This window comes from Nonomuraea bangladeshensis, from assembly GCF_039529455.1.
In the GTDB taxonomy this organism is placed as follows: Bacteria; Actinomycetota; Actinomycetes; order Streptosporangiales; family Streptosporangiaceae; genus Nonomuraea; species Nonomuraea bangladeshensis.
In genome coordinates, this window is record NZ_BAAAMV010000003.1 from 380191 (window position 1) to 395317 (window position 15127).

10 protein-coding genes are annotated in these 15127 nt (G+C 69.9%); 6 read left to right on the plus strand and 4 right to left on the minus strand.

The features are described from left to right. Window positions 1-3 precede the first annotated feature (3 nt). The 3 genes from ABD292_RS09980 to ABD292_RS09990 are packed head-to-tail and all read left to right on the plus strand — an operon-like array spanning window position 4 to window position 2979. Entirely contained in the window at window positions 4-966 is a 963-nt protein-coding gene (locus tag ABD292_RS09980; RefSeq protein ID WP_344206787.1) for a carbohydrate ABC transporter permease, read from the plus strand. Continuing rightward, window positions 966-1793 carry a carbohydrate ABC transporter permease gene (locus ABD292_RS09985; protein WP_344206789.1) on the plus strand — a complete coding sequence of 276 codons (828 nt, stop codon included), beginning with the start codon at window positions 966-968 and terminating at the stop codon, window positions 1791-1793. Before ABD292_RS09980 ends, ABD292_RS09985 begins: the two co-directional genes overlap by 1 nt. Before the next feature lies 1 nt (window position 1794). Further along, window positions 1795-2979, plus strand: coding sequence for a mandelate racemase/muconate lactonizing enzyme family protein (locus tag ABD292_RS09990; protein ID WP_344206790.1), 1185 nt, complete (start codon window positions 1795-1797; stop codon window positions 2977-2979). On the opposite strand, the gene ABD292_RS09995 is transcribed toward ABD292_RS09990, so the two are convergent. Both ABD292_RS09995 and ABD292_RS10000 read right to left on the minus strand, forming a co-directional pair. Further along, a complete protein-coding gene (locus ABD292_RS09995; RefSeq protein ID WP_344206791.1) occupies window positions 2970-4460 on the minus strand; it encodes an arabinofuranosidase catalytic domain-containing protein in 1491 nt (496 codons plus the stop codon). The genes ABD292_RS09990 and ABD292_RS09995 overlap by 10 nt on opposite strands. 155 nt (window positions 4461-4615) lie before the next feature. Further along, window positions 4616-5356 carry a FadR/GntR family transcriptional regulator gene (locus ABD292_RS10000; RefSeq protein ID WP_344206792.1) on the minus strand — a complete coding sequence of 247 codons (741 nt, stop codon included), beginning with the start codon at window positions 5354-5356 and terminating at the stop codon, window positions 4616-4618. A 333-nt stretch (window positions 5357-5689) separates the two neighbouring features. Here ABD292_RS10000 and ABD292_RS10005 point away from each other — a divergent pair, with 333 nt between their 5' ends. Genes ABD292_RS10005 through ABD292_RS10015 form a run of 3 tightly spaced genes read left to right on the plus strand, consistent with a single transcriptional unit; the run spans window position 5690 to window position 12633 of the window. Then, a complete protein-coding gene (locus ABD292_RS10005) occupies window positions 5690-8074 on the plus strand; it encodes an RICIN domain-containing protein (protein WP_344206793.1) in 2385 nt (794 codons plus the stop codon). 22 nt (window positions 8075-8096) lie between these two features. Further along, the gene (locus ABD292_RS10010) at window positions 8097-10913 is read left to right on the plus strand and encodes a PQQ-dependent sugar dehydrogenase (protein WP_344206794.1); all 2817 of its coding nucleotides are present in this window, start codon (window positions 8097-8099) and stop codon (window positions 10911-10913) included. A 34-nt stretch (window positions 10914-10947) separates the two neighbouring features. Continuing rightward, a complete protein-coding gene (locus tag ABD292_RS10015; RefSeq protein WP_344206795.1) occupies window positions 10948-12633 on the plus strand; it encodes a ThuA domain-containing protein in 1686 nt (561 codons plus the stop codon). Window positions 12634-12681: 48 nt separating this feature from the next. On the opposite strand, the gene ABD292_RS10020 is transcribed toward ABD292_RS10015, so the two are convergent. Next, a complete protein-coding gene (locus tag ABD292_RS10020) occupies window positions 12682-14013 on the minus strand; it encodes an alkaline phosphatase family protein (RefSeq protein ID WP_344206796.1) in 1332 nt (443 codons plus the stop codon). Next, window positions 14013-15125 carry a metabolite traffic protein EboE gene (gene eboE, locus ABD292_RS10025; protein ID WP_344206798.1) on the minus strand — a complete coding sequence of 371 codons (1113 nt, stop codon included), beginning with the start codon at window positions 15123-15125 and terminating at the stop codon, window positions 14013-14015. Before eboE ends, ABD292_RS10020 begins: the two co-directional genes overlap by 1 nt. Between the last annotated feature and the right edge of the window lie 2 nt (window positions 15126-15127).

The window sequence follows — 15127 nt, forward strand, 5'->3', positions numbered from 1 at the left end:
CGCGTGCCGATCGGAAGCCCGTCGCCGTTGGTCCGCCCGGCCGGCTCCGGGCGGGCCGGCGCGGCGGCCGTCACGCACCAGGGACGCCGCCGGGACGCCCGTCGGTGGCGCGCGGAGCGGCTCGCCCCCTACGTCCTGGTGGCCCCGGCCGTACTGATCATCGTGGTGCTGCGGCTGTGGCCGCTGGTCCTCGGGGTCAACTTCTCCTTCACCGGCGACGGCGAGCTCAACGGAACGCCTGTCGGCCTGAGCAACTACCTGGAGCTGGCCGCCGACCCGTTGTTCCGCACCTCGCTGCGCAACGTCGGGCTGCTGGTGCTGCTGCTTCCCGTGGCGGTGGCGATCCCGGGTCTGCTCGCGACCTTCATCTATCTGCGCGTGCCGGGTCACCGGGTCTACCGCAGCGTCTACTTCTTCCCGGCCGTGCTCTCGCCGGTGATCGTCGGGGCGATCTTCAACCTCATGCTCGGGTACGACGGCCCGCTGAACGCCTTGCTCGGGACGGTCGGCGTCGGCCCCGTCGACTGGCTCGGCGATCCGGGCCTCGCCATGTTCACGGTCGTCGGCGTGCACATATGGGCGACGTTCGGGATGGCCCTGGTGGTGTTCCTCGCCGGATTCAGCACCCTGGACGCCTCGCTGCTGGACGCCGCCCGCGTGGACGGCGCGTCGCTCCGCCAGACGATCTGGCACGTGATCATCCCGAGCCTGACCCGCACCATTCAGTTCGTCTTCGTGACCACGATGATCGGGATGCTGACGTCCATGTTCGGCCTGCTCTTCGTCATGACCAGCGGAGGTCCGGAGGGATCGACCTACCTGCCGGAGTTCTACATCTGGCACCAGCAGGGACAAATGAACCAGCCGGCGCTCGCCTCGGCCGCCTCGACGGTTCTCTTCGTCGTCATGCTCGTGGTGGGGCTCCTGCAGATCACGCTGCTCCGCCGCGCGGGGAGGCAGGACTGATGGCCGGCAGGCGTCTGGCCAGGTGGGTGGCCGCCGTCCCCATGGCCCTCCTCGCGCTGGCGACGATCTATCCACTCGTGTTCACCGCCAACGTCGCGATGAAGACCCGCCGCGACTACGTCCTCGACCGGTTCTCCCCGGCGAGCTCCCTGAGCTGGGACAACCTCGCCGCGGCGTGGGCCGGCGCCGGAATGGCGCGCTACTTCGTCAACTCGTTCATCGTCGTGGCGTTCGCCGTGGCCCTGCTGCTGCTGTTCGGGTCGATGGCGGGTTTCGCGCTGAGCCGGCTGCGGTTCCGCGGCTCTTCGGTGATCTTCCTGGGCTGTCTCGCGGGACTGTTCGTCCCGTTCCAGGTGATCATGGTGCCGCTGACCAGGATCATGGCCGACGGCGGGCTCATCGACACCTATCCGGGACTGATCCTGGCCTACGTCGCGCAGTTCCTGCCCTTCACCGTCTTCCTGATGACCAGCCACTACAGGACCATTCCCGCGGAGATCGTCGACGCGGCCAGGATCGACGGGAACACGGTGTACGGGGTGTACCGGCGGATCATGCTTCCGCTGGGCGTTCCCGCCCTGCTGTCGGTCGGCATTCTCGACGCCTTGTTCTGCTGGAACGACGTGCTGATCTCCCTGCTCATGATGCCGTCGCCCGAGCATCGCACTCTCATGATCGGGGTCAACGCGCTGCGCGGACAGTATTCCGACGACGTCCCCGCCTTCGCCTCGGGAGTCCTGATCGCCGCCGTACCCGTACTGATGATCTATCTGTTCCTCCAGCGCCAGATCGCCGACGGCGTCACGGCCGGTTCCACGAAGGGCTGACATGCGGATCACGGGGTATCGGACCACGACGACGGTCCAGGAATGGGGCCGTCCCGTCGGCGACGCCAACGGTGTCTTCGCCGACGGCGTCGTCCCGGTGCCGCTCGTCATGGTGGAGACCGACGAGGGGATCACCGGCATCGGCCTCGGGCCGCACGTGGAGATCGACGCCGTGTTCGCCGCGATCGAGGGCGAGGACCCGCGCGGCGTGACGGCGCTCTACGACCGCATGCTGCGGCAGACCTTCAAGGCCGGCCACGCCGGCGCGGTGTTCGGCACGATCGGCGCGCTCGACACCGCCCTGTGGGACATCAAGGCCCAGGCGGCCGGTGAGCCGCTCTGGCGGCTGCTGGGCGGACGCGACCGGCGGGTGCCCGCCTACGCCTCGGGCATCGACATCGGCCTGACCGACGACGAGCTCGTCTCGGTCTACCAGGTCTACGCCCAGCACGGTCTGCGCGCGGCCAAGCTCAAGGGCGGCCTCGACATCGAACGCGACCGGCACCGCCTGACCCTGGTACGGGACGTCCTGACCGAGGCCGGGCACGGATCGCGGCCGGGCCTGATGCTCGACGTGAACGAGGCATGGACCCGCAAGCAGGCGGTCCGGCACGTCTGCGAGCTCGAACGCAGCCTCGATCTCACGTGGATCGAAGAGCCGGTCCGGCGGTGGGACGCCGAAGGTCTGGCCGTGGTCGGCCGCGGGATCCGCGCCTCCGTCGCCACGGGGGAGAACCTCACCGGACTCGAGCAGTTCCGCCCGCTGCTGGCCGCGGGGGCCGTCGACATCGTCCAGACGGCCGTGGTCTGGGGGGTGACCCACTTCCTCCGGGTGTCCGCGCTGGCGCATGCCCATGACCTGCCGGTCAGCCCGATCGGGAACATGCCGGTCGCGCTGCTGCACGCCGCGACGTCGGTGCCGAACCACCTGGCCAGCGAGTTGCAGGACCTGCACCCGCCGCTCGGACTGTCGCTCGACCTGCACATCGAGGACGGCGCGTTCATCCTCGGGGACGCGCCGGGCCTCGGCATCACGATCGACGAGTACGCGATCAACGCCTCCACCCGCCGGCCGGACGCGAGGGCCGAGCAGGGCCCCCACATCCGGCCGGAGCACGCCGGGCGACGGCTGCTGGCGGTCGCGGACGGCGTCGATCAGACCTGGCGTCAGGCGACTCAGCGGTAGCCGGCGGCGACGATGTCGGCCTGGACGGCGTTCTCGGTGGCGTCGGTGGGATAGCCGGCCACCATGGCTCCTTCGTAGAAGGTTCCGGCGCTGAGGTTGGCGCCGCCGTCGGGCTTGCAGCAGTCGCCGCCGCTGCCCAGGATGATGGCCCCTTGCTTCTTCATCGGGCTGTATCCGTTGGGGAGCGGCCCGTCGTACAGGGTGTAGAGGCTGCCGGACTGCGCGTTGCTGCCCTTGATGGCGAACCGGCTGGTGCCGTTGTTCTTCAGCGTGGCGGTGACGAACTTGTGCGGGAAGGTCCGCTGGTTGGGGTTCCAGGACTGGCTGCCGCCGGGGTAGAGCCCCCATTCGAGGTCGGCCTGGACCCAGGGGCCGCCTCCCTGGCAGCCGCCGAACCAGCACTGGACGCTGAAGTTGATGGCGTCCATGGCGCCGGCGGCGTCGGCCTTCCTGGTCGTCTCGCTGTTGCCGTAGTCGAAGCAGCAGCCGCCGTTGACGTGGGTGCCGCTGGTGACCATGTACATGCCCTCGGGCGCGCTGCCGGTGGGCACGCCGGTCAGGTGGCCGTCCCGCCAGTAGCTGTTGCCGGGATTGATGTAGAGCGAGTACGCCTTGCCGCCGCCGACGGTGAGCGACTCGCTGGTCGCGACCGCGGGCCTGCTCTGCGGGGAGCCGGGGACCATGCTGGAGCCCTGGTACCACAGGTCGTTGCCCCGCCCGGACTGGTCGTACACGACGGTCACGACGCACGTGGTACCGGCGCAGAACGAGTCCTGGGCCGCGGCGTCGGCGACGCCGCCCGCGGTCAGCACGCCGATGTTCCTGGTCGTGCTGTCGGAGGAGCGCCTGACCTGGTAGAGGTTGCCGTTGTACGAGCCGTAGAGCGCCCGGGTCGTGCTGTGCGCGGCCACGCACGGCGTGCCGCCGGAGGCGTAGATGTCGCACGGGCGCCCGCCGGGCGGCGGCGGGGTGGGCCCGGCTCCGGTGGTCCACTTCTGGTTGGCGCCGCCGTGGCAGGCCCAGATCTGCACCTTGGTGCCGTTGGCGGTGCCGGACGCGGACACGTCCAGGCACTTGTTGGCGCCGATCGCGGTGATGGTGCCGTCGGTGTTGAGGCGCCATTTCTGGTTGTTCTGGCCGTTGCAGTCCCAGATGATCACGGCGGTGCCGTCGGCCGTGCCGGCGCCGTTCACGTCGAGGCACTTGCCGCCGTAGACCCGCAGCTCACCCGAGCCGGTGGAGGTCCACTGCTGGTTGGACTGGCCGTTGCAGTCCCAGATCTGCACCTGCGCGCCGTTGGCCTGTGAGGCTCCGTTGACGTCCAGGCACCGGCCCGACCCCGCGCCCACCAGCGGCGTGGTCGCCGCCGAGGCCGGCGTCGACCAGGTCAGGGTCGTGGCCAGGAGGGTCGCCAGCGCCGCCACCACAGCCGCGAGGACGGCCGCCCGGGAGCCCGATAAGGGAACGGTTGAAGGCCGCATGTCGTACTCCTTGGAGACAGGGCGAGACGGAGACAGCCGCGGTGTCCGGCGAAGCACATATGACGGGCGGACCGGCTGTCAAGACTCCCTCCTGTCCGGCGGCCTGCCGGAAGCACGCTCATCGGTGACGCCGGTGGCCTGGCTCCATGAAACGTTCATTCGTGGGACGAGAAGAGGCGCTGCTGGATCTCTCTGCGGTAGTCGTCGAGGGTGTTGTCGATGTGCGTGGCCGCGGCCTGGGCGGCCGCTTCCGGGTCGCCGGCGTGGATGGCCTGGTAGATGGCGTCGTGCTCCTCGACGGCCTTGGCGGCGTGCCCGCCCACCGAGCCGCTCAGCCCGATGAGGTTGGACTGCGCCTGCAGCCTGCGGGCCTCCCGCACCGCCACCTGGAGGAACATGTTGTGCGAGGCCGTGGCGATGGCGTTGTGGAAGCTGTTGTCGCCCTTGTTGAACAGGTCTTCCTGCCCGGTCTCGAAGCCGTGGCGGCACACACCGGCCGCCTCCTCGATGGCCCTCAGCTCCGCGGGCGTGGCGCGGCGGGCGGCCAGTCTGCTGGTCTCCATCTCCTGTGCCCGGCGGAACTCGAAGAGCATGTAGACGTGGTCGAGGTCGGTCGGGAGGAAGAAGGAGGCCCAGCGCCCGGTGCCGAACATCCCCTCGCCGTCGGCGACGTACAGGCCGCGGCCCTTCTGGGCGCGTACCCGGCCGAGCGCGGAGAGGATCTTCACCGCCTCGCGCACCACCGTGCGGCTGGTGCCCAGTTGCCGGGCCAGCTCGTTCTCGGTCGGCATGCGGTCGCCCGGACGCAGGCCGAGCCGGACGATCAGTTCGAGTACCTGCTCGGCCGCCACCTCGTAACCCGGCCGGTATGCGCTCTCGTGGGGGGTGTCGGTCACTGTGCTTCCTCCTCGCCGTACCTACAAAGTATGGCTGATGAGGTCGCCCTCCCAGGCTCGGAGGCGGGACCGATGAGTAGGACTCATCTGAACGGTTCATGCGAGGGCGATCGGCGCCGACGTGCGCAGTGCGAGAGTTCTCGCTGGTGGATAGCCCAAATCGGCTAACCGCAGCCGACTGCTCAATGTGCAAAGGGTGAAATAAGCGGGCTTAAGGTCTTGACGGGTCTCAAGACTCACAACGTAATGGGAGGCGAAGGCCCTCGGAAGGGCGTCACCTGCCTGAGCAGGGCGTGACCCGGCCACACCCGCACCCCCCGAAGGAACCACACTGTGCAGTCATCTTCGCCCGTCACGGCGCTGAGACCGTTCCTGATCGGCATCGTCGCGGCGCTGGCCGCGGCGTTCACCCTCGTCGCCCCCGCCACCCCGGCCCTCGCGGCCACCACGACCCTCTACGCGTCACCCACCGGCGCCGGCACCGCCTGCACGTCCGCCCAGCCGTGCTCGGTCTCCGCGGCGCAGACGGCGGTACGTTCGCTGAACGGCGCCATGTCCGGGGACATCGTCGTCGAACTGGCCGACGGGGTGTACCGGCTCTCCGCGCCGCTCCGGCTGACCGCCGCCGATTCGGGGAACAACGGCTACACCGTCACCTGGCGGGCCGCGGCGGGCGCCCACCCCGTCATCAGCGGAGCCAGGGCGGTCACCGGATGGACCGTGGCCGACTCGGGGAAGAACATCTGGCGTGCCAATGTCGGCACCGGGATCGACACCCGGCAGCTGTACGTCAACGGCGCCCTCGCCACGCGGGCACGCACGACCGTGAACCGGTCCGACTTCACCGCCACCACCACCGGGCTGAGGTTCGGCAACAGCGCCCTGAGCTACCTGAACAACCTCGCCGACCAGAACCGGGTCGAGATGGAGAGCGTCGGCTCGTTCACGGACCGCTACGTGACGGTGCAGAGCATCAGCGGGAACTTCATCACGATGCAGCAGCCCGGCTGGAACAACAACACCTTCGGGTACGACACCTTCACCCAGCCGCACCGGGCGGGCCCGCTGTACCTCGAGAACGCCTACGAGTTCCTGGACGCGCCGGGGGAGTGGTACATCAACCCCCGCACCGGCGTCCTCTATTACATCCCGGCCGCCGGGCAGAACATGAGCAGCGTCAACGTCGAGCTGCCGCTTCTCCAGTCCCTGGTGAACGTCGGAGGCACCTACGACGCGCCCGCGCACCACATCACCTTCAGCGGGATCACGTTCACCGGCACGACCTGGCTCGGACCCAGCGGCAACCAGGGCTACGCGGACCAGCAGACCGGCGCCTACATCGCGGGCACCTGGAACTGGCCCGCCGACAGGCTGACCTCCTGCCAGGAGGGCTGCCAGCAGTTCGAGGCCGCCCGGCCGCACTGGCAGCAGATGCCGGCGGCCGTGCAGGTGTCCGCGGCCAACAACGTCACCTTCACCGACTCCCGGTTCGTCAACCTCGGCCAGACCGCCGTGGGCATCGGCAACGACGCCAACGCGCACGCCAGCGGCGTCGGCCTGGGCGCCGCCGACATCACGGTCACCCGATCCGAGATCGCCCAGAGCTCGGCCGGCGGCGTCGTGGTCGGCGGCGTGCGCGCCGACGCGCACCACCCCAGCGACCAGCGGATGGTCAACCGGAACATCACCATCAGCAACAACCGCATCCACGACCTCGGCCTGGACTACCGGGGCATCGTCTCGGTCCTGACCACCTATGTCACCAACACCGACGTGTCGCACAACGAGGTCTACAACCTGCCCTACACCGGCATGTCGATCGGGTACGGCTGGGGCGCCAACGAGCCGGGCGGCAGCAACCAGTACGCCAACCGCGGCCTGTACAACTACCAGCCGCGCTACACCACCCCCACCACCGCGTCCGGCAACAAGCTCGTCGGCAACTACGTGCACGACGTCATGCAGCAGATGACCGACGGCGGCTGCATCTACACGCTGTCGTGGAACCCGAACGCGGTGATCAGCGGCAACCACTGCCTGCGCACCAACGGCTGGTTCGGGATCTACTTCGACGAGGGCTCCAAGTACTACACCGTCACCGGCAACGTGCTCTCGAACACCGGGACCTGGGCCACCGCCAACTACTGGGGCGGCGAGAACATGGGGAACTTCACCGTCACCGGCAACTGGTCCACCAACGGCAGCACCAACGTGACCAACGGCGACCGCGGCAACGTGGTGAACAACAACGTCACCGTCGCCAACGGCGCCTGGCCCGCGGGAGCCCAGGCCGTGATGGCGTCCGCCGGCCCCGGGGGCCAGCCGTCGGGGAACACGGGGGCGTTCAAGGGCGCGGGGTCGGGCCGGTGCCTGGACGTCAACGGAGCCTCGCAGGCCAACGGCGCGCAGGTGCTGATCTGGGACTGCAACGGGCAGTCCAACCAGCAGTGGACGTCGACCGCCGCGACTGAGCTGCGGGTCTACGGCAACAAGTGCCTCGACGTGAACGGGGCCGGCACGGCCGACGGCACCAGCGTGATCATCTGGGACTGCAACGGCCAGAACAACCAGAAATGGCGCCTCAACACCGACGGCACCATCACCGCGATCGGCGCGAACAAGTGCCTGGACGTGTCCGGGAACGGCACCGCCAACGGCACCAGGGTGCAGATCTGGACCTGCACCGGCGGCACCAACCAGAAGTGGGCCCGTGCCTAGATCCGACAGTGGAGGAACAGTCATGTCCCGACGTCCATGGCTCACTTTGTTGACCACGGTGGCGCTGGTCACTTCCGGAACACTCGCGCTCGACGCCCCTCCTGCCAACGCCCTCGTCATCCCGGCCTCCGACTATCAGCAGGTGTCTCTCGCGTCGGGGGGCGCCGAGCTGGGCGAGGCCATGTCGCTGGCCGTGATGCCGAACCGTTCGGTGGTGCACACCGCGCGCGACGGCACGGTACGCGTCACCGATGTCAACGGCACCACGAAGGTGGCCGGCAAGCTCGACGTCTACAGTCACGACGAGGAGGGCCTGCAGGGTGTGGCGGTGGACCCCGGCTTCGCGTCCAACCGGTACTTATGGCTCTACTACTCGCCGCGCCTGAGCACCCCGAACGGTGACGCGCCGAGCACCGGCACGCAGGCGCAGTTCGACCAGTGGAAGGGCGAGCTGCACCTGTCGCGGTTCACCCTCAAGTCGGACGACACCCTCGACCTTGCCAGCGAGAAGGTGGTCCTGCGGGTCCAGAACGACCGCGGCCAGTGCTGTCACGTGGGCGGGGACATCGACTTCGACGCCGCCGGCAACCTCTACCTGACCACCGGCGACGACACCAATCCCTTCGAGTCGAGCGGCTACTCCCCGCTGGACGAGCGGACCGACCGCAACCCGCAGTTCGACGCCCAGCGCTCGGCCGGCAACACCAACGACCTGCGCGGCAAGCTCCTGCGCATCAAGCCGCAGCCCGACGGCACCTACACGATCCCCAGCGGCAACCTGTTCCCGCCGGGGACGGCGAAGACCCGGCCGGAGATCTACGCGATGGGCTTCCGCAACCCGTTCCGGATGAGCGTGGACAAGGCGACCGGCATCGTCTACCTCGGCGACTACGGGCCGGACGCCGGGGTGACCAACTCGAGCAGAGGGCCGAGCGGGCAGGTGGAGTTCAACCGCATCACCGGTCCCGGCAACTACGGATGGCCGTACTGCACGGGCACGAACACCACCAGCGAGACCTACAACGAATGGAACTTCGCCACCAACAGCACCGGTCCGAAGTACAACTGCGCGGGCGGCCCGACCAACAACTCCTTCCGTAACACCGGCCTGACCACGCTGCCCGCGGCGAAGCCGGCGTGGATCCGGTACGCGGGCGACGCCGGCAGCCCGCCGGAGTTCGGCTCCGGGTCGGAGTCGCCGATGGGCGGCCCGGTCTACCGTTACGACGCCGGCCTGAACTCGGCCGTCAAGTTCCCCCAGGTGCTCGACGGGCGCTTCTTCGCCGGCGAGTACGGCCGCCGCTGGATCAAGGCGATCGAGGTCAAGTCGGACGGCGGCTACGGGGAGATCTCGGCGTTCCCCTGGTCGGGGACGCAGGTGATGGACATGGCCTTCGGCCCTGACGGGGCCCTGTACGTCCTCGACTACGGCACCGGGAGCAACAACCAGGCGCTGTACCGGATCGAGTACATCGGCAGCGCCAACCGCAATCCGATCGCCAGGGCGTCCGCCGACAGGACGTCGGGGCCCGCCCCGCTGACGGTGGCCTTCTCCTCGGCGGGCAGCTCCGACCCGGAGGGCGGCGCGCTGACGTACTCGTGGAACTTCGGCGACGGCACCACCTCCACGGCCGCGAACCCGAGCAAGACCTACACCACCAATGGCGCCTACGCGGTGACGCTCACGGTCCGGGACCCGCAGGGTCTCACCGGCACGGCGAGCGTGATCGTGAACGTCGGCAACACCGCGCCGACGGTCACCCTCACCGCCCCTGCCGACGGTCAGCTGTTCTCCTTCGGCGACACCGTGCCCTTCCAGGTCACCGTCAGCGACCCGGAGGACGGCACGATCGACTGCGCCGGGGTCACGGTCTCCTACCTCCTCGGCCACGACAGCCACCGCCACAAGATCACCTCGCAGACCGGCTGCTCGGGCTCCATCGCGGTGCCCTTGGACGGCGAGCATGACGCCGCGGCCAACATCTACGGCGTTTTCGAGGCCTCCTACACCGACAGGGGCGGCCTGACCTCCACCAGCGACCGTACGCTCCAGCCGCGGCACCGGCAGGCCGAGCACTTCGGCGCCCAGCAGGGCGTCCAGACGGCCGACCACGCCACCGCGGAAGGCGGCAAGACGGTGGGCTTCACCGACGACGGCGACTGGATCTCCTTCCAGCCGTACCACCTGGGCAACGCGACGAGGATCACCGCCCGGGTGTCCTCGGCCGGCGCGGGCGGCCGGATCGAGGTGCGGGCCGGCTCGGCGACGGGCACGCTGCTGGGAACGGTGAACGTGGCGAGCACCGGCAGCTGGGACACCTTCGCCGACGTCTCGGCGAACCTCAGCGGCGCCCCGGCCGGCACGACGACGCTCTATCTGGTCTTCCGCGGCCCGACCGGACAGGGCTACCTGTTCGACGTGGACGCCTTCACTCTCGACACCGGCACCCCGTCGGGGAGCACGACCGCGTTCAAGGGGGTGGCGTCGGGGCGGTGCCTGGACGTCAACGGAGCCTCGCAGGCCAACGGCGCGCAGGCGCAGATCTGGGACTGCAACGGGCAGTCCAACCAGCAGTGGACGTCGACCGCCGCGACTGAGCTGCGGGTCTACGGCAACAAGTGCCTCGACGTGAACGGGGCCGGGACGGCCGACGGCACCGCCGTGATCATCTGGGACTGCAACGGCCAGAACAACCAGAAATGGCGCCTCAACACCGACGGCACCATCACCGCGGTCGGCGCGAACAAGTGCCTGGACGTCAACGGCACCGCCAACGGCACCAAGATGCGCATCTGGACCTGCACCGGAGGAACCAACCAGCGCTGGACCCGCGTCTGAAAGGACTTCCATGCCGAGCGACAGAAAGACATCCGTGCTGCGACGTCTCGCAGTGACGGCGGCGGCGATCACCGTCGCCTCGACGGTGATCCCGGCCGTGCCCGCCCAGGCCGCCGCCTTCAAGGTGCTGGTGTTCTCGAAGACGGCCGGGTTCCGGCACGACTCGATCCCCAGCGGGATCCAGGCCATCCGCGAGCTGGGGACCGCCAACGACTTCGCCGTCGACGCCACCGAGGACTCGGGCGCCTTCACCACGGCCAACCTGGCCCAGTACAAGGCGGTGGTGTTCCTCAGCACCACCGGTGACGTGCTGAACGACAACCAGCAGGCCGCCTTCCAGACGTACGTGGACGGCGGGGGCGGCTACGTCGGGGTGCACGCGGCCGCCGACACCGAGTACAACTGGCCCTACTACGGGCAGCTGATGGGGGCCTGGTTCAACAGCCATCCGGCGATCCAGCAGGCCACCGTACGCACCGAGGACCGGGCGCACGCCGCGACCGCTCACCTGGGGGCGACCTGGTCACGTACCGACGAGTGGTACAACTACCGCACCAACCCCCGCCCCAACGTCCGGGTGCTGCAGAGCCTGGACGAGGGCAGCTACAGCGGCGGCGGCATGGGCGACCACCCGATCACCTGGTGCCACCCGCAGTCCTCCGGCCGGGCGTTCTACACCGGCCTGGGGCACACCCAGGAGTCGTACGCCGATCCGAACTTCCGCGCGCTGCTGCTCGGCGGGATCAGGTACACGGCCAAGGCCACCAACGCCGACTGCCGTCCGGAGACCGGCTACACGACCTTGTACAACGGCTCGACGACGGGCTGGTCGCAGGCCGGGCCGGGATCGTTCGCCAACAGCGACGCCACGCTGACCTCCCAGGGCGGCATGGGCATGCTGTGGTACAACGCCAAGGAGTTCCGCTCCTACTCCGTCAAGCTCGACTGGAAGCTGACCGGCGACTCCAACTCCGGCGTCATCGTCGGGTTCCCGGCCACCAGCGACCCCCAAGCGGCGCTCGACACCGGATATGAGGTGCAGATCGACGCGACCGACACCCCGGACAAGACGACCGGGGCGATCTACGGGTTCAAGGCGGCCGACACCGCCGCCCGCGACGCCGCGCTCAACCCGCCGGGGCAGTGGAACACCTATGAGCTGCTGGTGGAGGGCGAGCGGCTGCAGGTGTTCCTGAACGGCACCAGGATCAACGACTTCACCAACACCGATCCGGTCCGCTCGCTCCAGCAGGGCTACCTCGGCATCCAGAACCACGGGTCCGGCGACGTGGTGTCGTTCCGCAACATCCGCGTCAAGGAGCTGACCGGCACGCCGAACGGTACAAGCGCGCTCAAAGGCGTGGGGTCGGGCCGGTGCCTGGACGTCAGCGGAGCTTCCCAGGCCAACGGCGCGCAGGCGCAGATCTGGGACTGCAACGGGCAGAACAACCAGCGGTGGACGTCGACCGCCGCGAGTGAGCTGCGGGTCTACGGCAACAAGTGCCTCGACGTGAACGGGGCCGGGACTGCGGACGGCACCGCGGTGATCATCTGGGACTGCAACGGGCAGAACAACCAGAAGTGGCGGCTCAACGCCGACGGCACCATCACGGCGGTGGGGGCCAACAAGTGCCTGGACGTCAACGGCACCGCCAACGGCACCAGGGCCCGCATCTGGACCTGCACCGGAGGGAGCAACCAGCGCTGGACCCGGGTCTGAGCCCACGGCCTTCGCGCGGCCCCCGGCCGGGGGCCGCGCGAACCACGGTCAGCGGCTCCGCCGGGCCAGGCCGGCCAGGAGATCCCTGACCTCGCTCGCCTCGTAGGAGTCACGGTCGAAGGGGCCGATGATCAGCGGCCCGTCGTCGGGGAGGTCGGGCAGCCGGCCGTGACTGCCCCGCACCGGTGCCGGGTCGAGCGGCACCACCCGCATCGCGTAGCGGAAGCCCAGCTTCTTCCTCGCCAGCGCCGCCGCCGCACGGAGCTTGACGAACGGATCGCCCGGGTCCATGAACAGCTCGGCCGGGTCGTAGCCGGGTTTGCGGTGGATGTCCACGAGCCTGGCGAAGTCCGGGGCGCGGTCGTCGGAGAGCCAGTAGTAATAGGTGAACCAGGCGTCGGGCTCCGCCACCGCGACGAGCTCGCCCGCGCGTTCGTGGTCGAGCCCGTACTTCGCCTTCCCCGCCTGGTCCAGCACCTCGTCCACGCCCGCGAGCTCGGCGACGACGGCGCGGGCGCGGTCGAGGTCGGCGGGGTCGCGCACGTACACGTGGGCCACCTGGTGGTCGGCCACCGCGAAGGCCCGGGACGTCCACGGATCGAGGTACTCCATCCCGGCCTGGGTGTAGACCTCCAGGAGACCCGCGGCGCGCAGCGCCCGGTTGATGTCCACCGGGCGGGACGCCGGAGTGATGCCGTACTCCGAGAGCACGACCACCTCGGCCTCCTCGGCCAGGAGCGGGGCCAGAGCGGCGTCGACGGCGCGGGCCGCCGCGACCGCCTCGGGACCGGCGGGGCCGTACCGCTGGAGGTCGTAGTCGAGGTGAGGCACGTAGACCAGCAGCAGATCCGGCCGTTCGCGGGCCAGGATGCGGCGGGCGGCGGCGACGATCCATGCGGAGGAGGCGATCCCCGCGTTGGGCCCCCAGTAACTGAACAGGGGGAACGGCCCCAGCGCGGCCTCGAGGTCGTCGTGGAGCGAGGGCGGGCGGGTGTAGCAGTCGGGCGACTTGCGGCCGTCGGCGTGGTAGATCGGACGCGGGGTGACGAGCAGGTCGGTCGCGGCGCCCATCGCGTACCACCAGCAGACGTTGGCGGTGCGCAGGCCGGGCACGGCGCTCCACAGCTGGTCGCCCTGGATGAGCGCGTTGTGCTGACGCCACAGCAGCACCTCGCCGAGGTCGCGAAAGTACCACCCGTTGCCGACGATGCCGTGGTCGCGGGGCATCCTGCCGGTCAGCAGGGTGGCCTGCATCGAACAGGTGACGGCCGGGAGCACGGGCCGCAGCGTGGCCGCCGCGCCCGCGTTCGCCACGTTCGGCATGTGCGCGAGCAGGCGCGGGGTGAGCCCGACGACATTGATCACGATCAGCGGCGCCATCACGTCTCCTTCAGCCCGAGGGCGGCGAGCTGCCCCCGCATCCAGTCGAGCTCGGCCGCGATGCCTTCGGCGAGGTCGGCAGGGGCGCCGGGAAGCACGTTCCAGGTGTAGGTCTCCACCTCGACGTGGCGGGTCAGCGGCCGTTCCCCGCCGAGGATCACGTTCAGCAGGTCCCGCAGGTAGGGGGCGCTGGTGGCGAGAGGAGGGGGCGGCGCGTCGTGCAGCGGGACGTGGAAGTGCACGCGCCAGCTCTCGTCCGCGGGCAGGCCGCCGGCAAGGGCCTCGCCCAGGTCGTCGGCGTATCCGGTGGCGGAGCGCGTCTGGTGGAGGAAACGGGCCTCGTCGAACGCGGCCAGCGCCCGCTGCGCCCCCGGCGGGGCCACCAGGGCGCACGACGCCTGGAGCTTCACGACGGGCAGCCCGGTGCGGGCGCCGGCGCCGGGCTCCTCGAAGCCCACGGCCATGTGGCAGGCGTCCAGGCAGAGGCCGAGGTGGTCGTGATCCACGTCGCCCAGCAGGGCGGCGGCCTGGGGCGTCGTCTCGACGACGCAGCCGGGCTCCGGCTCGAAGCCCAGCCGGATCACCTTGCCGGTACGGCCGGCCAGCGCGCGCAGCCCCTGGGCGGCCGCGTCGACATTGGCCATGACCGCGGCCGCCTTGTCTCCCGTCCACCCGGTGCGCCAGGCGAGGGGCAGGGTCGAGATCGTGCCCTCGGTGACGTCGTCAGGCAGCAGCACGGCGAGGATCTCGGCGAGTCCGAGCGTGTGGCGCAGCCGCTCCGCGTCGGCCCAGTCAGGGGTGTAGACGCGGTACTTCACGATCTCGTCCTGGAAGCCGCGGTAGGGGAACCCGTTGAGGGTCACGACCTCCAGCCCGAGCGCGGTCAGCCGCTCGCGCAGCCCGGCGAGCTCCCCGGGCCGGGCGAGGAGGTCCGCGGCGGCGTGCCGGGACAGCCACAGCCCGAGCCCGAGCCGCTCGACGCCGAGCAGCCGCCTGACCCGCGCGGCGACGCCGGACAGCTGACGGTGGATGCCGGGGAGATCCTCGGCGGCGTGGACGTTGGTGCAGTAGGACAGGTGCACCGTCGAGCCGTCCGGATGGCGTAACCGCACGG

Excerpts from the sequence above, each read along its gene's own strand:
- ABD292_RS09995 (WP_344206791.1), bottom strand. The coding sequence starts at position 4,460 with ATGCGGCCTTCAACCGTTCCCTTATCGGGCTCCCGGGCGGCCGTCCTC.
- ABD292_RS09985 (WP_344206789.1), top strand. The coding sequence starts at position 966 with ATGGCCGGCAGGCGTCTGGCCAGGTGGGTGGCCGCCGTCCCCATGGCC.
- ABD292_RS09990 (WP_344206790.1), top strand. The coding sequence starts at position 1,795 with ATGCGGATCACGGGGTATCGGACCACGACGACGGTCCAGGAATGGGGC.
- ABD292_RS10010 (WP_344206794.1), top strand. The coding sequence starts at position 8,097 with ATGTCCCGACGTCCATGGCTCACTTTGTTGACCACGGTGGCGCTGGTC.
- ABD292_RS10020 (WP_344206796.1), bottom strand. The coding sequence starts at position 14,013 with ATGGCGCCGCTGATCGTGATCAATGTCGTCGGGCTCACCCCGCGCCTG.